The organism is Serratia sp. CY71090, assembly GCF_052166845.1.
Taxonomy (GTDB): Bacteria; Pseudomonadota; Gammaproteobacteria; order Enterobacterales; family Enterobacteriaceae; genus Serratia; species Serratia nematodiphila.
The window spans coordinates 638,896-659,056 of sequence record NZ_JBJNOA010000003.1; the positions used below are offsets into that span (position 1 = coordinate 638,896).

Here is a 20,161-nt window from a genome sequence, read left to right on the forward strand (position 1 = left end):
GTCTCGCGTTAATTTTTCACCGCATTCTCTGATAAAGCGGCGGGAACAATCAACCGATTGGGTAAGGTAAAGATAAAGCGGGTGCCGATCCCCGGTTCGCTGAGGATCTCCAGCCGCGCATCGTGATGGCTGAGCGCGTGCTTGACGATCGCCAGCCCCAGCCCGCTGCCGCCGGTCTGGCGCGAGCGGGCCTTGTCGACGCGGTAAAAACGCTCGGTCAGGCGCGGCAGGTGCTCGGCGGAGATGCCAGGCCCGTTGTCGCTGACCTGAAACTGCGCGCCATGCGCCGTCTGCTGCCAGCTGACTTCGATATGGGTGCCCTTCGGCGTGTGGTTGACCGCATTGTACACCAGGTTAGACACCGCGCTGCGCAACTGGTCTTCATTGCCGAACACGTTGAGCTGTTCGTTCACCCGGAAGGTGATCTCGTGATTGCCGCCGCTCAGCGATTGCGCCTCACGCTGCAACACCCGCAGCATCAGCGGGATATCCACCCGCTCGTTCATGTCGACATTGGGCGCCGCCTCGATGCGCGACAGCGTCAGCAGCTGCTTGACCAGCCCGTCCATCCGGCGGGTCTGCTCTTGCATGGTGCTGAGCGCTTTGCTGCGCAGCGAACCGTCCTGCTCTTCGTCGCCCATCATCTCCAGGTAGCCCTGCAGCACCGTCAGCGGCGTGCGCAGCTCATGGCTGACGTTGGCGAAGAAGTTGCGCCGCGCGCCCTCCAACTGCCGCATCTGGGTGACGTCGCGCGCCACCATCAGCAATTGCCCTTCGGAATACGGCATCACGCGGAATTCGACGTAGTGTTCGTTGTTCAGCTGCAGCGTCAGCGGGCGCGAAAACTCCTGCTGTTGCAGATAGTGGCTGAATTCCGGATAACGCAGCAGGTTAAGGATGTGCTGGCCGTTGTCTTCCGGCCAGCGGAAGCCGAGCAGATGCTGCGCCAGCCCGTTGCACCAGAAGATGTTGCCCTCGACGGTGGTCATCACCACCGCGTCAGGCAGCGATTCGGCCCCGCTGCGAAAGCGCTTGATCAGCAGCGCCAGCTCGCGCCGGCGGCGGCGGTTGCGCTGCTGCATCTGATACAGGCCATAGAACAGCGGCTCCCAGCTCCAGCGGCCGGGCGGCGGCGTCATGCTGCGGTCGATCCACAGCCAATGGGAGAGTTTGAGCTGGTTGTAGAAATTCCACACCAGCGCAGCCAGCGCAGAGGCCAGCAGGAACCAGGGCAGATAACCGAAAATCAGCCCCAGCAGTAAGGCGGGCAGACAGAAAAGAGCCAGCTCCAAAGCCAGCCTCTTCCACGACAGACGTTCTAACACGGCATATTCTCCAGCGCGGCGCGATCAGTAGCGCGTTGAGAACCGGTAGCCGGTGCCCCGAACGGTTTGAACCATTTTATCATGCCCACTGGTTTCTAACGCCTTGCGGAGCCGACGGATATGCACGTCAACGGTACGGTCTTCCACATAAACGTTAGTGCCCCAGACGTGATTAAGCAACTGCTCGCGGCTATAAACCCGCTCCGGGTGAGTCATAAAGAAGTGCAGCAGCTTGAACTCGGTCGGCCCCATGTCCAGCGCCTGATCGTTCGCCATTACGCGGTGGGAGGACGGATCCAGGCTCAACCCTTGCATTTCAATCACTTCTTCCACCGCCATCGGCGAAATGCGGCGCATGACCGCTTTGATGCGCGCCACCAGCTCCTTGGGCGAGAACGGCTTGGTGATGTAATCATCCGCCCCCACTTCCAGGCCGCGCACCCGGTCTTCTTCTTCGCCGCGCGCGGTCAACATCATCACCGGGATATCGCGGGTCAGCGCTTCGCGCTTCATATGTTTGATAAACTGAATGCCGGAACCGCCGGGCAACATCCAGTCAAGCAACACCAAATCAGGGAACGGCTCAGACAGACGCGTCACGGCGCTGTCATAATCCTCGGCTTCCAACGGTTGGTAACCATTCTGTTCCAACACAAAGCACACCATCTCACGGATCGGCGCTTCGTCTTCCACCACCAGTATGCGTCTTGCCATCGTCAATCCTGCCAATGTGTTAGCGACTTTTCGGGCGCCATTATGCGTCAGTTTTGTGACACTTTTATGAAAAAAACCGGCTGTTATAGGCAGTAAGCATAGCGATTATTTCCCGCAGTAACGAAAAATCATCCGGTTGTCATCATCATTGCGCCGGGACAGCCGCCGCCGCCGCCTTTATAATCATCGCCATTATCTTTACATCCGGGAGTGTCATGCGCCTGATCCACACCTCTGACTGGCACCTTGGCCAGTACTTTTTCACCAAAAGCCGCGCCGCCGAGCACCAGGCTTTTCTGAACTGGCTGATCGAACAGGTAGATCAGCAGCAGGTGGATGCGCTGATCGTCGCCGGAGATCTGTTCGATACCGGCTCGCCGCCCAGCTATGCCCGCGAGCTGTACAACCGCTTCGTGGTGGAACTGCAGCGCACCGGCTGCCAGTTGGTGGTGCTGGGCGGCAACCACGATTCGGTCGCGACGCTGAACGAATCGCGTGAACTGCTTTCCTGCCTGAACACCACGGTGATCGCCAGCGCGCAGGGCGCCCCGGAACAGCAGATCGTGGTGCTTAACCAACGCGACGGCCAGCCGGGCGCGGTGCTGTGCGCCATCCCGTTCCTGCGGCCGCGCGATCTGCTCACCAGCCGCGCCGGCGAATCCGGCGCGCAGAAACAGCAGGCGCTGCAGGAAGCCATCGCCGAACATTACCAAGCGCTGTACCAGGCGGCCTGCGAGCGCCGCGACCAGTTGGGCCTGCCGCTGCCGATCGTCGCCACCGGCCACCTGACCACCGTCGGCGTTACCACCTCCGACTCGGTGCGCGACATCTATATCGGCACCCTCGACGCCTTCCCGGCGCAGGCCTTCCCGCCCGCCAACTATATCGCGTTGGGGCACATTCACCGCGCGCAGAACGTCGCCAAATCGGAGCATATTCGCTATAGCGGCTCACCGATCCCGCTCAGCTTCGATGAGCTGGGCAAAGCCAAAAGCGTCTTCCTGGTGGATTTCGCCGACGGCGCTTTGCAACGGGTAGACGCGTTAACGATCCCGCAGTTTCAGCCCATGCAACTGATCAAAGGCGATCTGGCCGAGATCGAACGGCAGCTGCGGCAATTTGCCGATTATGCCGGCGAGCTGCCGGTGTGGCTGGATATCGAAGTGGCGACGCAGGACTACCTCAGCGATATCCAGCGCCGCATCCAGCTGCTGGCGGATGAGCTGCCGGTGGAAGTGGTGCTGCTGCGGCGCAGTAAAGAGCAGCGCCGCCAGGCGATCGCGCAGCAGGATAAGGAAACGCTGAACGAGCTGAGCGTCAACGAGGTGTTCGAACGCAGGTTGGCGCAGGAGGCTGAGATGCCCGAAACGCGCCAACAGCGGATGCGCCAACTGTTCCGCCAGGTGGTCGAGGCGGTGCAACACAACGCCGAGGAGACGAATTCATGAAGATCCTCAGCCTGCGGTTAAAAAACCTCAACTCGCTGCAGGGCGAATGGAAAATTGACTTCACCGCCGAGCCGTTCGCCAGCAACGGTCTGTTCGCCATTACCGGCCCGACCGGCGCGGGCAAAACCACCCTGCTGGACGCCATTTGCCTGGCGCTGTACCACCAGACGCCGCGTCTCAACGTCACGCCAAGCCAGAATGAACTGATGACCCGCCACACCGCCGAATCGCTGGCGGAGGTCGAGTTCGAGGTCAAGGGCATCGGCTATCGCGCCTTCTGGAGCCAGCGCCGCGCCAAAAACGCGCCGGACGGCAATCTGCAGGCGCCGAAGGTCGAACTGGCGCGCCGCGAGGACGGCAAGATCCTGGCGGACAAAGTGCGCGACAAGCTGGAGCTTACCGCCGCCATCACCGGGCTGGACTTTGGCCGCTTCACCAAATCGATGATGCTGTCTCAGGGGCAGTTCGCCGCCTTCCTCAACGCCGACGCCAACGATCGCGCCGAGCTGCTGGAAGAGCTGACCGGCACCGAAATCTACGGGCGGTTGTCCGAACAGGTGTTCGAGTCGCACAAGCAGGCCAAAACCGACCTGGATGCGTTGCACCAACGCGCCAGCGGCATCGAACTGCTGAACGACGAGCAGCGCCAGTCTCTGACCGAACAGCTGACGGCGCTGAGCGCGCAGGAAATCGCTCTCGGCGAACAAACCCAGCGACAGCAACAGGCGCTGAGCTGGCTGCAGCAATGGCAACGCCTCCGGCAACAGCAAAGCGAGGGGCAATTGCGGCTGGACACCGCCCAGCGCGAGCAGGCGGAGGCCGCCCCGCAGCTGCAGCGGCTGGCGCTCAGCGAGCCGGCCGAGAAATTGCGGCCGCTGCGCGGTGAACGCGATCGCTGCCGCGCCGAGCTGCAGACGATACAACAGCAGGCAGCCCAGCTGACGCAACAGCAGGAACAGCAGTCGGCGCAGCTGGCGCCGCTGCAGCAGACGGTGGAAAAAGCCCGTCTGGCGCAGCAAGCGCATGCCGAACACATGCGGCAACAGCAACAGTTGATCGACGAGCAGGTCGCCCCGCTCGACCATCAAATAGCCCAACTGCAGTCGACACAGGCCGAACGTAGACAGGCCGGCGATGCCGCCGCGCAGCAGTGCGCCCAGCAGCAGACCGCGCTGGAGCAGCTCACCGTCCAGCGCAATCAACTGACGACGCAGACCGCACAGCATCAGCAGCAGTTGAACGCGCTGACCGAAGCGCTGGCCGCTCAACAACAGCAGCAGCAAGCGCTGGAGGCGCAAACGCCGCTGGCCCCGCTGCGCCAGCGCCTGAGCGTCCTGGCGGATCTGCGCCCGACGCGCCAGCAGCTGTTTACTCTATCCTCTTTGTCGCAGCAAATCGTTAAACGGCTGGAACAACAGCGGCAAGAGCTAAACAGCGGTCAACATGAACTGACCCAGTTGGAACCACAGCTAGAACTCATCCGTCAGCGATTTAAGCAGCAGAAAGCCCACCAGGCCGATGTTGAAAAAACCTATGCGCTGGAACAACGGATCGTGGGTCTGGAGGCCGAGCGCGCCCGTTTGCAACCCGGCGCCCCCTGCCCGCTGTGCGGCTCATGCGAGCACCCGGCGGTAGAACAATACCAAGAGGTAAAACTGTCAGAAACCGCGCAACGTCTGGAGCAAATGAAAGTCCAGACCGAAGCATTGCAAAAACAAGGCGTCGAGCTGCGAGCCCGTTACGACAACCTGCAACAGCAATTGCAGCGTCAGCAGCAAACCATCGCGCAGGATGAACAACAGCTGGCCGGCCAACAGCAGCAGTGGCGGCAGCTCAGCGCGCCGCTGGCGTTCGATTTTACGCTGGCGGATGGCGAGCAACTCAGCGCCTGGCTGAACGGCTGCGACGACGAAGAACGGCGCGGGCAACAGGCGCTGCAACAGCATGAACAGGCGGCGCAGGCGGTACAGCAGGCGAAGGATGCGCTCATCGCTCTGCAAACGCAGCAGCAGCAGACGCAGCAACAGCTGGCGTTGCTCGAAGAACGCTTTACGCTGCTGCAGAAAGCCCACGCCGACAGCCTGCAACAGCAGCAAGAGCTGCAACAACGCTGGCAAGAAGGCGAGAAAACCCTTGCCGAACGACGCGCGCAGCGGCTGGCGCTGTTCGGCGAACAGCAGGTCGCCGAGGTGCGCGAACAGCTGCGCGCCAAACAAACCGCCTGTGAACAGGCCAGTTTGCAGGCCGCCGAGCAGTGGCAAAAGGCGCAGGAACTGCGCGAGCGCCTGGCCGGCCAGCAGGCCGGGCTGCAACAGCAACACACCCAGATGCAGGAGCGGCTGCAGCAGGCGCAGCAGCAGTGGCAGCAGGCGCTGGCCGACAGCGAATTCGCCGATGAAACCGCCTTCGCCGCCGCGCTGCTGGACGACGCCCTGCGCCGCGAATTGCAGCAGCGCAAAGAGCAGCTGCAACAGCGGCAAGTGGAGGCCGCCGCCCTGCTGACACAGGCGACGCAAACGCTGGAGCAGCACCGGCAGAACCGCCCTGAAGGGCTGGATGAAGCCAACGCGGATCTCGACGCGCTCACCCAATCGCTGGCCGAGCTGGCGCAGCAGTTGAAGGCGCTGCAGCTGCGCCAAGGCGAACTGCGCAACCAGCTGGCAAGCGACGCCGAACGCCGTCTCAATCAGCAGGCGCTGTTCGAGCAGATCGCCCGCAGCCAGCAAGACTACGACGACTGGAGCTACCTCAACCAGCTGATCGGCTCAAAAGAGGGCGACAAGTTTCGCCGCTTCGCTCAGGGGCTGACGCTCGATCATCTGGTGTATCTGGCTAACCTTCAGCTCGGCCGGCTGCACGGGCGCTACCTGCTGCAGCGCAAGACCAGCGACGCGCTGGAGCTGCAGGTGGTGGACACCTGGCAGGCGGACGCGCTGCGCGATACCCGCACCCTGTCCGGCGGCGAGAGTTTCCTGGTCAGCCTGGCGCTGGCGCTGGCGTTGTCCGATCTGGTCAGCCACAAAACCAGCATCGACTCGCTGTTCCTCGACGAAGGTTTCGGCACGCTGGACGCCGAAACCCTCGATACCGCGCTGGACGCGCTGGACAGTCTGAACGCCTCCGGCAAAACCATCGGCGTGATCAGTCACGTCGAGGCGATGAAAGAGCGTATTCCGGTGCAGATCAAAGTGAAAAAGGTCAACGGGCTCGGCGTCAGCCGGTTGGAGGCGCACTTCAGGCTGGAATGATCCCGCCGCGCGCGGCGCAGAAGTGTGACCGCGGCGGCACTCCGCAGTGAAAAGCGTTGAGCTGCGGCGGGCACGGGTTATTATGCAGGCATAACAGGATTGTTACTGTATCCCCTTCGCCGCTCAGGCCGCAGGACAGAAACATAAAATACAGGCAAAACCTGACGCCCGGGATCGCTTCCGGGCGTCAGGTTTTTTCGTTTTCAGGATGCTGAAACACCGGGAAAAACCATGAAAATCGCTAAAATACTCAATAATAACGTGGTGATTACGCTGGACGACCGTCAGGAAGAGACGGTGGTGATGGGAAAAGGAATCGGCTTTAAAAAGAAGCCCGGCGATACGCTGGACGAAAGCCTGATCGAAAAGGTGTTCACCCATAACGGCGGTGAAATCGCCGAGCGCTATAAAGAGCTGCTCGCCGAGATCCCATTGGCCTGCGTCACCACCGCCGACAGGATCATCACCCTCGCCCGCGAACGCCTGCCGGGCAAGTTGCATAACATCGTCTACATCACGCTCACCGATCACATCCATTTCGCCCTGCAGCGCCATGCGCAAGGGCTGGATATCAAAAATGCGCTGCTGTGGGAGATTAAAAAGCTCTACCCGGCCGAATTCGCCGTCGGGCTGGAGGCGCTGGCTCTGATCGCCCAGCGGCTGGATACCGCGCTGCCGGAGGACGAAGCCGGATTTATCGCCCTGCACCTGGTCAACGCCCAGCTTAACGACGAGATGCACAACACGCTGCACATTACCCGCGTGATGCAAGAGATCCTCAACCTGGTCAAATACCATTTCCGCTTTGATTACAACGAGGAATCCCTGAGCTACCACCGGTTCGTCACCCACTTGAAATTTTTCGCCCAGCGCCTGCTGGGGAAAAACTACGTCGACAGCGACGACGACTCGCTGTATCAGGTGGTAAAAGAGAAGTACCGCGAGTCATTCGCCTGCGCCGGCAAGATCAACCGCCACATCGAAAAGCACTATCAGCACCAGCTCACCACGGAAGAGATGATGTTCCTGACCATTCATATCGAACGGGTGCGCAGCGAAAGCGAGGAAAAGCCGGTTTAACGGCGGGCGTCCGCCACCCGCACGCCGTACTGCGGAAACACCGCGTCGGCGGAAATCAGCGTCAGCCCCTCGGCCTGCGCCTGGGCGATCAGCATGCGATCGAAAGGATCCTGATGGTGTGGCGGCAGCTGCCCGGCCTGTTGGCAATGAAAGGCGTCCATCGGCAGCGACAGAAAATCTTCGGCCTCGATGATCGCAAAGATGTCTTCCGGCAGCGCCAGCTTGCCCAGCGCCTGCTTAATCGAGATCTCCCAAATGCTGGCCGCGCTGACGTACACCGCATTGCCCGGATCGGCGATCTGCCTTTTGGCGTTCGCGCCCAGGCAGGCGTCATCGATCAGCCACCACAGCAACGCGTGGGTATCCAGCAGCAGGCGCTTCATTCATCGCCCTCAAACAGCGCCGCAATGGCCGCATCCCCGGCGTTGAAATCCGCCGGCACGGTGAACCTGCCCTTGGCGGCGCCAGGGCGGCGCGCTTCCCCCTTGATGGCGACCAGCTGTACGTACGGCTTCCCTGCTTTTGCAATAATCACGGTTTCTCCCTCCGCGGCTCTGTCCGCCAGTTGGCTCAGATTGGATTTGGCTTCGTGCATATTGGCCTGAATCGGCATACGCGTTCTCCTTAGCTAAGTTAGCTAAAGCATAAAGCGCCGTCCAGTTTTTGTACAGTGAAGGGTTTAAAGCGCGAGCAACCTCGCGCTTTGTTGCAACGCTTAGCGCTGCTGTTGCGGCCACAGCCAGGCCGCACCGCGCACGCCGCTGGAATCGCCGTGAACCGCCTTGCGGATCGGCGTTTCACACTCGCCGCCGAACACCCAGTCTTTCACCAACTGCGGCACCGTGCGGTACAGACGATCCACGTTGCTCATGCCGCCGCCGAGCACTACCACGTCCGGATCCAGCATGTTGATCACGTGTGCCAGCGATTTCGCCAATCGCATTTCGTAACGTTCAATCGCTTGTGCCGCCAGCGCATCGCCCCGCTCGCTCAGCGCCATGATCTCATGCCCTTGCAGCGCGTTGCCGCTCAGGCGCGCATAGTCGGTGGCGAAACCGGTGCCGGAAATAAAGGTTTCGATGCAACCCGGCTTGCCGCAGTAGCACGGCACTTCGCGGGCGTAGCGCAGCTCATCGTCATCCTGCCACGGCAGCGGATTGTGGCCCCATTCGCCGGCGATGCCGTTGCCGCCGGCATGCGCCTGGCCGTTCAGCGCCACGCCGGCGCCGCAGCCGGTGCCGATGATGACCGCAAACACGGTTTTCGCGCCGGCGCCGGCGCCATCGGTGGCTTCCGACACCGCCAGGCAGTTGGCGTCGTTGGCGATGCGCACTTCGCGCGCCAGCAGCGCCGACAGATCCTTATCCAGCGGCTGGCCGTTGAGCCACACCGAGTTGGCGTTCTTTACTCGCCCGGTAAACGGCGACAGCGTGCCGGGAATGCCGATCCCGACCGATCCTCGTTCGCCGGTATGATCCTCCGCCAGTTTCACCAGCCCGGCGATCGCCGCCAGGGTTTGCCGGTAGTCATGGCGCGGCGTGGCGATGCGATGGCGAAACAGCTCCCGCCCGTCATTCGCCAACGCGATCACTTCAATTTTCGTTCCACCCAAGTCGATGCCAATGCGCACGTATTTTTTCTCCTCGATGCCGCGCAGCGTTGTCACAGCCTAATGTAAGCGCGCGAATGAATCACCTGTTTCCCATTCTCCGTCCCGTCCTTCCCCGGTGCGCAAAGCGACGCAATTCGGAGAGAATGGGGCGATTTTTCAGCGTCAATTCGTTATCATGCCGCCCTGCTTTTGACGAATCAGCGTGCCGAACGCACGCCCAGCCAGGGATAACATTATGCTGTGGTTTAAGAATTTGATGGTTTACCGTTTGAGCCGCGAAGTGGCGTTAAACGCGGATGAAATGGAAAAACAACTCAGCGCGTTCGCCTTCACGCCGTGCGGCAGCCAGGACATGGCGAAGACCGGCTGGGTCTCCCCGATGGGCTCGCACAGCGATGCGCTGACGCACGCGGTCAACGGCCAGATCGTCATCTGCGCGCGCAAGGAAGAGAAAATCCTGCCGTCGCCGGTGATCAAGCAAGAGCTGCAGGCCAAGATTGAGCGCCTGGAGGCGGAACAACACCGCAAACTGAAGAAAACCGAGAAAGACGCGCTGAAGGATGAAGTGCTGCACAGCCTGCTGCCGCGCGCGTTCAGCCGCTTCAACCAGACCTTCATGTGGATAGACACCGTCAACGACCTGATCATGGTCGACGCCGCCAGCGCCAAACGCGCTGAAGACACGCTGGCGCTGCTGCGCAAAAGCCTCGGCTCGCTGCCGGTGGTGCCTCTGACCATGGAAAGCCCGATCGAACTGACGCTGACCGAATGGGTGCGTTCCGGTGAGATGCCGGCCGGCTTCGCCATTCAGGATGAAGCGGAACTGAAAGCGATTCTGGAAGAAGGCGGCGTGATCCGCTGCAAGAAACAGAATCTGATCAGCGACGAAATCGCGGTGCACATCGAAGCCGGTAAGCTGGTGACCAAGCTGGCGGTGGATTGGCAGGAGCGCATCCAGCTGATGCTGTCGGACGACGGTTCGCTCAAGCGCCTGAAGTTCGCCGACACGCTGCGCGAGCAGAACGACGATATCGATCGCGATGACTTCGCCCAGCGCTTTGACGCCGACTTTATCTTGATGACCAGCGAGCTGGCGGCGTTGATCAAAAACACCATCGAAGCGCTCGGCGGCGAAGCCCAGCGTTAATCCCGCCGCAGAAACGACCAGGGCCCAGCCTTCGCTGAGCCCTGCGTTCCCCTAACGAGCAACGTTTATTTGCTCAGGTAGCGGCACAGATAGGCGGTGGCGTCGGCCACCTGCAGGTTGAACTCGCTGTGCCCCGGCACGAAGAACTTCTCGCCCGGCGTAAACACCTGCCAGTCCGGCGCTCCCGGCAGCAGCACTTTCAGCGCCCCGGTGATCACCGTCATTTCTTCCGGCTGCGCGGTGGAGAAGGTGTATTCGCCCTCTTCCATCACACCCACGCTGGTAAGACCGATGCTGCTACTGTCAAAACCGATAGACTTCACTTTTCCGGCAAAATACTCATTCACTTTCAGCATAGACTGGCACCCGCGTAATCATCTTGATGGAAAATCCATATTGGGGGATTGCGGTTGATCTGTCACTGGTTTTTCGCGCGAAATGCGATCGCGGCGCAGAGTAAAATGCTACAGGCCCTCTCGCCGACAGTCAGGGCTGCTGAAGCCCGGGGCGCCTCACGGGCGCAAAACGCCCGTGGTCGCGTCGAGCGCAGATTTATGGCTATTTGAATCAGTCGATTAACTCTGCGGCCAGCTTGGCGACCAGTACGTTCGACAGCAGCACCGGCACCGACAGACGCGCCTGCAGAAAAGCGCGGTGACGCTGGTGATAACCGATACAATCGAGCACCACCACCTCCGCCCCCTGCCGCAGCAGGGTGCAAGCCGCCTGCTCCAGCGCAGCGTCATCCGCCAGATAGGGGCTGGCGACGGCATAGATCGGCGGCGCCGCCAGTTGCCGCCATTTGCGCGCCTGCTGCCCAACCTGTTCAGCCACCGGCACCACGATGCCGACACGGTGTGTGCCGACGATCGCAGAGATCAACGGCGGGATAATGCGATCCGGTTCCAGCAACAGCACCCGTTTCGCCTGCAATCGACCGAATTCGCCGGTGCATAGCAACAGAATCACCTCGCATCCCGTCGCTTCCAGTTCGCGGATCTTCTCCTGCAACCCGCTTTCGACGCGAGCGGCGCCGAGCGTCACCTGCGTACCGTCCAAAAGACGCGACACCAGCAGCTTGTCGCCCTGTTGCGGCGCATAACGCTCGGCGATCTGCCCGATATCCAGGCCGTCCAGCAAACCGACGTGCCTCACTCGCTCCGCCGGCAGATAAGCAGACAGCAGCGGCATGATATCGCTGCGCGGCGCCTGACCGATGGTCAGCGTGGCGAATGAAGCCGTCATGGGTCTATCTCCTTTTTTGCAGGTGGCTTAGACTGCCGTACAGCGCCAGCAGTTGGCCGTATTCGGCGGCATCATAGAACCGGCAGGTACCGCGGCCGAATTCTTTGGCGACTTCCACCGCGAATTTGACCGCCAACGCGATGTCCGTTTCGTGGCTGGCGCCGGTACCGCAGCCCGGCACCACTGATTCGCTGCAGATCGCCACGCCGACCACCGGCGCTGCGGTAGCGGTCGAGGGCTGCAAGATGCTGTTGAGGTGATGTACACCGTTGCCGTAAGGGGTGATGTCCTGCGTGGTGATCGGGAAAGTCACCGCCGGCCGGCCGCTGGTCATCTCCATGATGCGCAGCAGATCTTCCGCCACCCGCAGGATGTAGCCCTCTTTCACCGTCGGCGACAGCGCATAGCCTTTATGATTGATGATGCGGTTGCCTTTGGTGGTGTCGATCGACAGGATGGCGTCAGCCTCCGGCACCACTTCGTTATCGTTCATCGTCACGTCATCGATCGGTGAATCCATAAAATCGACCGGATCGTGCGGCCGGGTCGGCGCGTTCGGGCAAATATGGGTGGTGACGATCACATCGCCCGGCAGCATGTCGCCCTTGCGCTGCATCTCCGCCAACTTCAGCGCGGCGGCAATGGCGGCGATCGCGCCGTCGCCGTCGGACACCAGCCCGATTCGCGTCGGCCGCGCGCCAATGCCGCCCAGGCGGCCGATAATGCCCAGCGTCGGCGCCGCACCGCCGCCGAATTTTCCTGCACTGCCGGGGATCTCGATACGCACGAAATCGGTGCCGCCCTTCGGCCCCTCGGCGCGCAAGGTGCTGGCCCGGATCGCCGGGTAAGACGCAAACAGGTCGACGACGTCCTGGCCGCTGACGAATGCGCTATCAATCAATTCAAAAACCTGCAGCGTTTGTTGCAAACTCATGGTCGTTTTACCTCACCAATGTCATCGGCAGGAGCTATTTGCCCTTGCTGGAAAAAATCGAGCTGAAGAAGTTGTAGAGCGCATCGCCGGCGATAAACCCGGCCGCCATGATCTCCATCGGCGTGCGGCCGCGATCGCCCCAACGGCGCAGGATCGCCACCCGCAGCGCTATGCCCACCAGCACCGCCCACCCGGCCAAGGCGTTGTTGATCAGCAGGCCGGTTGCCAGCAGCACGCCGAGCTGGCGTTTAGGGCCGCCGACCAGCTGCACCACGGCGCCGGGGATCGCCCAGATCAACAGACTCCAGGCGATGCCCGGCTGCGCGCCGGCCTCGATGGTTTTGGCGTAAACGCGCGCGACCGGCGGGATCAGATCCTGCAGGAAATAGCTGTGGTAAGAGAGGTAAACCACCGGAATGGCGATGATGAAAGCGATCAACGCCGCAAACAGCTGAATGCGACGCCCCAGCAGCTCTTGCTGCAGATCCTCACCGTAGCCGCGCAGGATGAAGCCGGCTTTCAAATCAAAGCCCATGTCGGCGAAGGCCGGCCCGGTGGCGGCGGTAAAACCGGTCAGGATGCATAGCGCCAGCGGTGGGAAATCGATCAGGATACCGACTATCAGGGTGATCAACGCCACCGCGAACGCGGGAAACCAGCCGGAGTGCATGGCAGCGATACCGACGATCAACTCATGAACGAAAGCGGCAAACGCCGCGTAAATCACGAACAGCGCCAACATCGGCAGCGACATCTCGCTAAACAGCCCGCCGACCAGGGCCAAAAAAGCGGCGATGACGATATAGCCGACCGCGCCCAGACCGAGCGCTTTGCTTACGGCGCTGTCGGGTTGGGTATAACCGGCGCTATCGGCGCGGCGGCTGCGGATCACCTGCGCGACCTGGATCAGCGCCACCAGTCCAGCGCCGACCATCACGCCGTGCGGAATAAAATGGGCGTTAATATCGAATCCGGCCACCGGCTCGGCGTAGGCCCGCAGCAATAGCCCGACGCCGAACATGCTCAGCGCCCAAATATTGCCGATAAAGGCGGTGCCGAAAGCCGCCATGGGGATCTTTAGCATTGATCCGGCGATGCCCACCACTACGCCCACCACCAGGAGCCAGGCCTGCTTGCCGCCGCGATCGCCGGCTTTAATCGCCTCTGCGGCGGCGACGCCCGGCGGCCAGGCATTGGCGGCGGGGAACACTTTGGTATCGAACAGACGATAAAGCAGATAGGCGTCGAGCAGCATCGCCGCCGCCACGCCGCAGAACATCGGTAGAATAAGCTGCGGTTGCCCCATCACGTAAGGCACCGCAATCGGCATCAGCAGACAGTTGGCTGCACCGAAGGTGGCGGAGGAGATCACCGTTTGCGCCAGGTTCTGGGTATGCACCGAACGATAGCGTTGGAACATCTGTAGCGGGATGCGCGCCAACAGCATGGCGATCAGCGCGCCGATGATCGAAGTGTTGGGCGTCACGCCCAGCGTGGTGATCAGTTGAACGCCGATGATCGCCCCCATCACCGAAAGTAGCGCCATGACCAACAGCGTGCCGGCCGCTTTTAGCGGATTATTTGATTTCATGCTTGGTTTCCCTGAATATTCCCTGCCGCATGACGGAAATAACGCCAGGCTATAGCTCGCCGCAGCAGTTCCATTATTTGGAACTGCTGGCGTCATAACGTTATTATTCTCTTACTCAGCCTATCTATTCCCACCAATAAAATACGGTGGAATATAACTAATGAGTTCCCTGGTGTCGGCACTCGTTAATTATGATGGAATGCTACAGCTCTGACGCGTTATTTGATCTGCTGCCAATAATCATCGCCATATTTTTCCGCCAGTTGGCAGGTGACTGCGGTTAATTCGGCCAGAACTTCCGGTACGAACGGCTGTTCCTCACCCTGCGAAGGGAAGGACAGACACAGCCCCACCGTCTCGCTGCCGTGCTTGTTCACCAGCGCGGTCGCCAGCGAACTGATGCTGTTCAAAGTTTCATTGCGTGCCAACGACCATCCCTGGTGCCTCACCTGCTGCAACTTCTGCAACAGCGCATCCAGCGTTTGCGGCGCATTGGGCGAAGCCGCCCGGTAACCGCCGGCATAACGCGCTCGAACCTGCTCGTCGCTTTCACGCGCCAGTATCGCCCGGCCGACCGAGGTTTCCGCCGCCGGTGAACGGTAACCCGCCGGAGTGACCACCTGCAAAAAGTGGCGGCCGGGAAACATGCGCATCACCATGATCTCCTGCCCCTCCAATACCGAAAGGTAGCCGGTACACGCCGTCTGGCGGCACAGCTGCGCCATACTGGCCGCCAGGCTGTCCACCAGCGGCATCGACAGATAGTGGCTGGATACCGCCAGCAACAGCGCGCCGATGCGGTAACGCCGGCTATCGGGATCGCGCTCCAGCATGCCCTGATTTTCCATGGTCTGCAGCAGGCGCGACACCGTGCTTTTCGGCAGCGCCAATTGATCCACCACGTCGCTGAATGCTATACCCGGCTGGCCATGCATCACGCGTTGTTGAGAAAAGAGTTTTAATACCGCAGCGGCATTTTCCAGCGTTGTCATGATCCGCCTTGTTCCACTATATGGAACTCAGTTCCTGTTTTATAATTAAAAACTAAAACCCGAACTCCACAGCGTCAAGCTGTTTATTTTTTATCAGCAGAAAAATAAAAGGCATTCGTGCTTTTTAAATTAAAATATCGCGCAGAACGCCAACTTCGTCACGTTGATTAAAATAACGATACGCTTTGAAAATAATGAATAGCAGGACAAGCTGCTGAAAAATGGTTTTGTTCGGGGGATATCTCGTCGCGACTCAAAAACCCGCGCCGCGCAAACTGAAATCGATCGGCAGCGTCAATTCCACCGTGCCGTTGACGTAGGCGTCCGACGGCGGCGTGGGCAGCGGCGAAGCGCGTTTGACCAGCGCCTGGATTTCACGATCCAGCGACGGCAGCCCGGCGCTGCTGACCAGCGTCACCGCCAGCACGTGGCCCTGTCTGTCCAACGTGAAACGCACCTGCCCGACGCCCTGGCGCTTCAGCCGCAGTGCGTCTTTGGGGTAACGCTTAAAGCGATTCAGGCGGCCGCTGATGCGGCTGCGCCAGTTGTCCTCCCCCGCCTGAGCATAGGGCGTCAGGCGGGTTTGCGGCGCGGCCGTTTTATCCGCGCGGCCCGGCGGCGGCGCGCCGACGCTTTGTTCCTGAACCTTCGGCGGCGCGATGATTCTCTCGTGCGGCGGCGTGCGGGGCAGGTTGTTTTTCTTCACCGGCTTAGGTGGTTTTTTCTGTTTCGGCGGCACGGCGATGTTCGGCTGCGCGGCGTCAGGCGCTTTCACTAGCGGCAACGGCTCCGGCGGCGCCGGCGGTTCAACCTGAGGCGGCGGCGTCCTTTGTCCCGGCGGTTGTTTCGCCTCGGCCGGGGCCTGCGGCGCGGCGGCCATCAGCACCATCACCGCCGGCGGCGGCACCCACGGCGGCTCGGCCTTGTCTCTCCAGGACCAAAACAGCGCGGCAACCAGCAGATGCAGCGCCAGCACCAACACCAGACAACGGCGCCAGGGCATGGCGGTGCCGGGCGCGGCGAAAGGCAGCGGCGAAACCGACATGCTCACTCTTCCGTCAGCGCCAAATGGAGGCGATCGGTCAGCGGTTTGAACAGATAGTTCATCATCGAACGCTCACCGGTGCGGATGAAGCCTTCGACCGGCATCCCCGGGCGGATCTCCAACCCGCTCAAGCGTTGCAATCCTTCTTCGCTGACCTTGGCGCGCACGCTGTAATAAGGCGCGCCGCTTTTCTCGTCGGTCAGGCGATCGGCTCCGACCAGCGTCACTTCGCCCTCGACGCGCGGCGTGGTGCTTTGGTTGAACGCCGAGAACAACAGCTCGACCGGCAACCCCACCTGCACTTTATCGATCAACTCGACCGGGATGCGCGCTTCTACCTGCAGCCCGCGATCGCTGGGCACGATCTCCATCAGTTGCTGACCGGCGCCGATCACGCCGCCTTCGGTGAACACGCTCAACCCCACCACGGTGCCCGCCACCGGCGCTTTCACCTGCGTATGCCCCAGATCGGCCTCCGCCTTGGCCAGGCGGTTATCCAGCTCGTCCAGCTTCATCCGCACCTCGGCCAGCTGGCTGCTGACCTCTTTCTGATACTCTTCCCGCCGCTGGATCGCCCGCAGTTTCAGCTCCAGGATCTGGCGCCCCAGACGGCCGATATTGCCGCTGTCCTCGGACGCCTGGCCGTCGATCTGCGCATGCTGCCCCTCCAGATCCAGCAGCCGATTACGCGCCACATACCCTTGCGCCGCCAGCTTGCGCATGCCGCCCAGTTGCTCCTGCAGCATGGCCTTTTGCCGTTGCTTGCTGGCGTAAGACTGCCGAACCCCTTCCAACATCGCCTGCGATCCGGCGATGCTTTCCGCGATCGCCGCCAGCTCGCTCTGCAGCGCCGCACGGCGGCTGGTGAACAGCTGTTGCTGCAGCAGCATCAGCGACATCACCTCCGGCTCTTCTCGCCGCGCTTGCAGCGATGGCGGGAAAGCGATCGCTTGCAGACCATCGCGCTCGGCTTGCAGCCGCGCCTGCTGCGCGGCGTTGCTCAACTGCTGGCTGCGCAGTGCATCGCGCTGGGTGCGGCTGTCGACGGTATCCATCAACAACAGCACCTGCCCGGCGATGACCCGGTCGCCCTCATGCACCTGAATCTGCGACACCACGCCGCCGCTCGGGTGCTGCACCGCCTTGCGGTTGCCGGCCACCACCACGCTGCCGGAAACCGGCACGCCTTTGTCCAGCGGCGCCAACAGCCCCCACAGCAGGAAACCGCCAAACCCCAACAGCACCAGCCAGCCTCCCAGCCGCAGATAACGGCCTTCGTCGAACTGCCGGGAAAGGGCGTCGATATCGCCGGGGATCACACTCTGATTGCTCATACTTTTCGTTCACCGCTGGCCGTTTTGGCGAAGTTGGCGTAATTGACGTTGAAGCCGCCGTTGCTGCGCCCGGCATTGGCCGGTGCGGCGGCAGCGGCGGGCGCAAAACCAGGCAGTTTTTTCAGGATGGCGTCGCTGGGGCCGAAGTGCTGTATCTGGCCGGCGCTCAGCACCAGCAATTTGTCGGTGGTCGCCAGGATCGCCGGTTTATGGGTCACCAACACGATGGTGGTGCCGCGCGCCTTCAGCGCTTCGATCGCCCGCTGCAGCGCCCCTTCCCCTTCGCGATCGAGGTTGGCGTTCGGTTCGTCCAGCACCACCAGCGCCGGAGATCCATACAGCGCGCGCGCCAGCGCCACCCGCTGACGTTGGCCGCCGGACAGGCCGCTGCCGCCTTCACCCAGCTCGGTCTCATAGCCTTTCGGTAAATGCAGGATCAGCTGATGCACGCCGGCCAGCGCCGCCGCGGCCACCACCTTCTCGGCGTCGACCTGCCCAAAGCGGGCGATGTTATCCGTCAGGGTGCCGGCGAACAGCTGGATATCCTGCGGCAAGTAGCCGATATGCGGCCCGAGTTGTTGCTTGTCCCACTGCTGAATGTCTGCACCGTCCAGCCGCACGTCGCCGCTGAGCGGCGTCAGCGCGCCAACCAGTTGGCGCATCAGCAGGGTTTTGCCGGAGCCGGACGCGCCAATCACGCCCAGCACCTCGCCGGCCTCCAGGCGAAAACTGACGCCGTGCAACACAGGCGCCGTGCCGCCTGGCGCACTGGCGGTCAACTGATTCACGGCCAATTTACCGCCGGGCGCCGGCAGCGGCAGACTCGGTATTCGTGGCGGGTTAGCGGCCAGCATCACCTCCAGCCGCTGCAGGGACTGGCGCGCCGATGACCACTGCTTCCAGGCGCCGATCAGCTGATCGATCGGCCCCAGCACCCTGCCGATCAGGATCGATCCGGCGATCATCATGCCCGGCGTAATGTCGCCGTTGACCGCCAGCAGCGCGCCGCAGCCCAACATCAGCGACTGCAGCGCCAGCCGCACGGTTTTCGACCAGGCGGTGACCGCGGCGATTTTCTCGCTGGCGCGGTTCTGCAGCAGCAGGAACTGCTGATGCTGCCGCAGCCAGCGCAGGCGCAAGTCGGTCAACATGCCCATGGCGGCGATGGCTTCGGCATTGCGCAGGTTGCCGTTGGCCTGCTGCGTGGCGCTCAGCGCGACGCGGCCGGCCTCCGCCAGCGGCGCCTGCGACACCCGCTGGTTGAGCCAGGCCAGCAGCACCAGCACGATCACCCCAGCGCTGGCCAACGCGCCAAGCCAGGGGTGGAGCAGGAAAACCACCAGCAGATAAACCGGGAACCAGGGCGCATCGAAAAAGGCGAACAGCGCATTGCCGGTGGCGAACTGGCGCAGGTTGGTCAGATCGTTCAATGCCTGCCCCGCCAGCGGGTTGCCGGTTTTCAAATTGGTTTCGAAGGCGGCGTCGTAGACTCGCTGATTGAGGCGCATATCCATCTGGGCGCCAAGGCGGATCACCACCTGGCTGCGCACCCACTCCAGCAGGCCCATAAACAGGTAAAGGCCGACCACCATCAGGGTCAGCATCGCCAGCGTCATGCGGTTGCCCGACGGCAACACGCGATCGTAGACCTGCAGCATGTACAGCGCCGGGGCCAGCATCAGCAGGTTGATCACTGCGGTAAACAGTGCAATGCCCCAAAATCCGCGCCGGTATGCTGCCAGCACGCTCATCACTTCTCCGCGCCTGACGGCGTTTTTCATGGCGTTTTCCATCGGCTAAAAACGAGAAAACGCCCGCCGGGGCACACGGCGCCGGCGGGCAAACGGCCGCGATCAGGCCGCCAGCAATTCCGGGCTGTCGGCGTGTTGCACGCCCACCGCCGTCGCCGCCGCCACCTGATCGAAGGTGGAGTTGACGCTCAGACCGTAGTCGTCGAGGATGCCGTTCAGCGCGGTTTCCAGCGCGCCGGTATCGCCGGACATCAGGCCGTACACCACCTGGTGCACCACGCCATCGTGGCCCTGCGCCTGCAGGCTGCTGAGATTCAGGCCGCCGAAGCTGACGTCAGGCACCTGGATGTTGTACGGCGTAGAGCCGCCGCCGTTCAGGCCGTCGCCGAACGACAGGGAATCCAGTTGACCGTACAGGGTGTGCGCCGGTGCGTTAAACAGGGTGTAGGTCAGGTTGCCGCCCGCCACGAACGAGGTGATGTTGTTGGCGGTGCTGGTCACGGCATATTGGCTGCCGGACAGGCTGCCGCCGTAGAAACCGCCGCTGTTGGAGTCGGTGACATTACCGTTGGTGTGGTTGATATCGCCAAACGACGACGCCCACTCGTTCAGATAGTTATGGATGCTGTAGCTGCCGAAACTGCTGTCATAGTTGACTGAAAATGCCATTTCTCTATCTCCATTGATGAACGGCG

18 protein-coding genes are annotated in these 20,161 nt (G+C 61.8%); 4 read left to right on the forward strand and 14 right to left on the reverse strand.

Annotation, left to right across the window (positions count from 1 at the left end):
• Positions 1 to 8: 8 nt before the first annotated feature.
• Both phoR and phoB read right to left on the reverse strand, forming a co-directional pair.
• Positions 9 to 1,325, reverse strand: a complete 1,317-nt coding sequence (gene phoR / locus ACJ8OK_RS09430; protein WP_235363530.1) for a phosphate regulon sensor histidine kinase PhoR — start codon at positions 1,323 to 1,325, stop codon at positions 9 to 11.
• A gap of 24 nt (positions 1,326 to 1,349) precedes the next feature.
• Entirely contained in the window at positions 1,350 to 2,039 is a 690-nt protein-coding gene (gene phoB / locus ACJ8OK_RS09435) for a phosphate response regulator transcription factor PhoB (protein WP_004940438.1), read from the reverse strand.
• A 215-nt stretch (positions 2,040 to 2,254) separates the two neighbouring features.
• Between phoB and sbcD the strand changes: the two genes are divergently transcribed.
• The 3 genes from sbcD (at position 2,255) to licT (ending at position 7,815) form a co-directional block, all read left to right on the forward strand.
• A complete protein-coding gene (sbcD, locus tag ACJ8OK_RS09440) occupies positions 2,255 to 3,487 on the forward strand; it encodes an exonuclease subunit SbcD (RefSeq protein ID WP_442530549.1) in 1,233 nt (410 codons plus the stop codon).
• Positions 3,484 to 6,735: an exonuclease subunit SbcC gene (gene sbcC / locus ACJ8OK_RS09445; protein WP_442530550.1), complete on the forward strand. Its 3,252-nt coding sequence runs from the start codon at positions 3,484 to 3,486 to the stop codon at positions 6,733 to 6,735. The genes sbcD and sbcC overlap by 4 nt, the downstream gene beginning before the upstream one ends.
• 231 nt (positions 6,736 to 6,966) lie before the next feature.
• Positions 6,967 to 7,815 carry a BglG family transcription antiterminator LicT gene (licT, locus tag ACJ8OK_RS09450; protein ID WP_004940446.1) on the forward strand — a complete coding sequence of 283 codons (849 nt, stop codon included), beginning with the start codon at positions 6,967 to 6,969 and terminating at the stop codon, positions 7,813 to 7,815.
• On the opposite strand, the gene ACJ8OK_RS09455 is transcribed toward licT, so the two are convergent.
• The 3 genes from ACJ8OK_RS09455 to mak form a co-directional block, all read right to left on the reverse strand.
• Positions 7,812 to 8,198 carry a type II toxin-antitoxin system VapC family toxin gene (locus tag ACJ8OK_RS09455; protein WP_015376820.1) on the reverse strand — a complete coding sequence of 129 codons (387 nt, stop codon included), beginning with the start codon at positions 8,196 to 8,198 and terminating at the stop codon, positions 7,812 to 7,814. The two genes, licT and ACJ8OK_RS09455, sit on opposite strands and share 4 nt — an antisense overlap.
• Positions 8,195 to 8,428 carry a type II toxin-antitoxin system Phd/YefM family antitoxin gene (locus tag ACJ8OK_RS09460; RefSeq protein ID WP_004940455.1) on the reverse strand — a complete coding sequence of 78 codons (234 nt, stop codon included), beginning with the start codon at positions 8,426 to 8,428 and terminating at the stop codon, positions 8,195 to 8,197. The genes ACJ8OK_RS09455 and ACJ8OK_RS09460 overlap by 4 nt, the downstream gene beginning before the upstream one ends.
• A gap of 102 nt (positions 8,429 to 8,530) precedes the next feature.
• Complete coding sequence (gene mak, locus ACJ8OK_RS09465) at positions 8,531 to 9,445, reverse strand: fructokinase (RefSeq protein WP_442530556.1); 915 nt, start codon at positions 9,443 to 9,445, stop codon at positions 8,531 to 8,533.
• 217 nt (positions 9,446 to 9,662) lie between these two features.
• Between mak and rdgC the strand changes: the two genes are divergently transcribed.
• On the forward strand, positions 9,663 to 10,574 hold the full coding sequence (gene rdgC / locus ACJ8OK_RS09470) for a recombination-associated protein RdgC (RefSeq protein ID WP_004940461.1): 912 nt from the start codon (positions 9,663 to 9,665) through the stop codon (positions 10,572 to 10,574).
• Positions 10,575 to 10,639: 65 nt separating this feature from the next.
• Here the strand turns inward: rdgC and ppnP are convergent, their stop codons facing one another.
• The 9 genes from ppnP to ACJ8OK_RS09515 all read right to left on the reverse strand — a co-directional run bounded on the left by ppnP (position 10,640) and on the right by ACJ8OK_RS09515 (position 20,135).
• Positions 10,640 to 10,930, reverse strand: a complete 291-nt coding sequence (gene ppnP, locus ACJ8OK_RS09475; RefSeq protein WP_004940463.1) for a pyrimidine/purine nucleoside phosphorylase — start codon at positions 10,928 to 10,930, stop codon at positions 10,640 to 10,642.
• Positions 10,931 to 11,141: 211 nt separating this feature from the next.
• The gene (locus ACJ8OK_RS09480) at positions 11,142 to 11,819 is read right to left on the reverse strand and encodes an AroM family protein (protein ID WP_213929534.1); all 678 of its coding nucleotides are present in this window, start codon (positions 11,817 to 11,819) and stop codon (positions 11,142 to 11,144) included.
• A gap of 4 nt (positions 11,820 to 11,823) precedes the next feature.
• Positions 11,824 to 12,753: a DUF1177 domain-containing protein gene (locus tag ACJ8OK_RS09485; protein WP_060558694.1), complete on the reverse strand. Its 930-nt coding sequence runs from the start codon at positions 12,751 to 12,753 to the stop codon at positions 11,824 to 11,826.
• 34 nt (positions 12,754 to 12,787) lie between these two features.
• Positions 12,788 to 14,344 carry an OPT/YSL family transporter gene (locus tag ACJ8OK_RS09490; RefSeq protein ID WP_213929535.1) on the reverse strand — a complete coding sequence of 519 codons (1,557 nt, stop codon included), beginning with the start codon at positions 14,342 to 14,344 and terminating at the stop codon, positions 12,788 to 12,790.
• 218 nt (positions 14,345 to 14,562) lie between these two features.
• Positions 14,563 to 15,336: an IclR family transcriptional regulator gene (locus ACJ8OK_RS09495; protein ID WP_015376816.1), complete on the reverse strand. Its 774-nt coding sequence runs from the start codon at positions 15,334 to 15,336 to the stop codon at positions 14,563 to 14,565.
• Positions 15,337 to 15,589: 253 nt separating this feature from the next.
• Positions 15,590 to 16,381: an energy transducer TonB gene (locus ACJ8OK_RS09500; protein WP_374930450.1), complete on the reverse strand. Its 792-nt coding sequence runs from the start codon at positions 16,379 to 16,381 to the stop codon at positions 15,590 to 15,592.
• Positions 16,382 to 16,383: 2 nt separating this feature from the next.
• Positions 16,384 to 17,715 carry an HlyD family type I secretion periplasmic adaptor subunit gene (locus ACJ8OK_RS09505; RefSeq protein WP_060558690.1) on the reverse strand — a complete coding sequence of 444 codons (1,332 nt, stop codon included), beginning with the start codon at positions 17,713 to 17,715 and terminating at the stop codon, positions 16,384 to 16,386.
• The gene (locus ACJ8OK_RS09510; protein WP_033634027.1) at positions 17,712 to 19,496 is read right to left on the reverse strand and encodes a type I secretion system permease/ATPase; all 1,785 of its coding nucleotides are present in this window, start codon (positions 19,494 to 19,496) and stop codon (positions 17,712 to 17,714) included. Before ACJ8OK_RS09510 ends, ACJ8OK_RS09505 begins: the two co-directional genes overlap by 4 nt.
• Before the next feature lie 72 nt (positions 19,497 to 19,568).
• Positions 19,569 to 20,135, reverse strand: a complete 567-nt coding sequence (locus ACJ8OK_RS09515) for a heme acquisition protein HasA (RefSeq protein ID WP_004940479.1) — start codon at positions 20,133 to 20,135, stop codon at positions 19,569 to 19,571.
• Positions 20,136 to 20,161 lie beyond the last annotated feature (26 nt).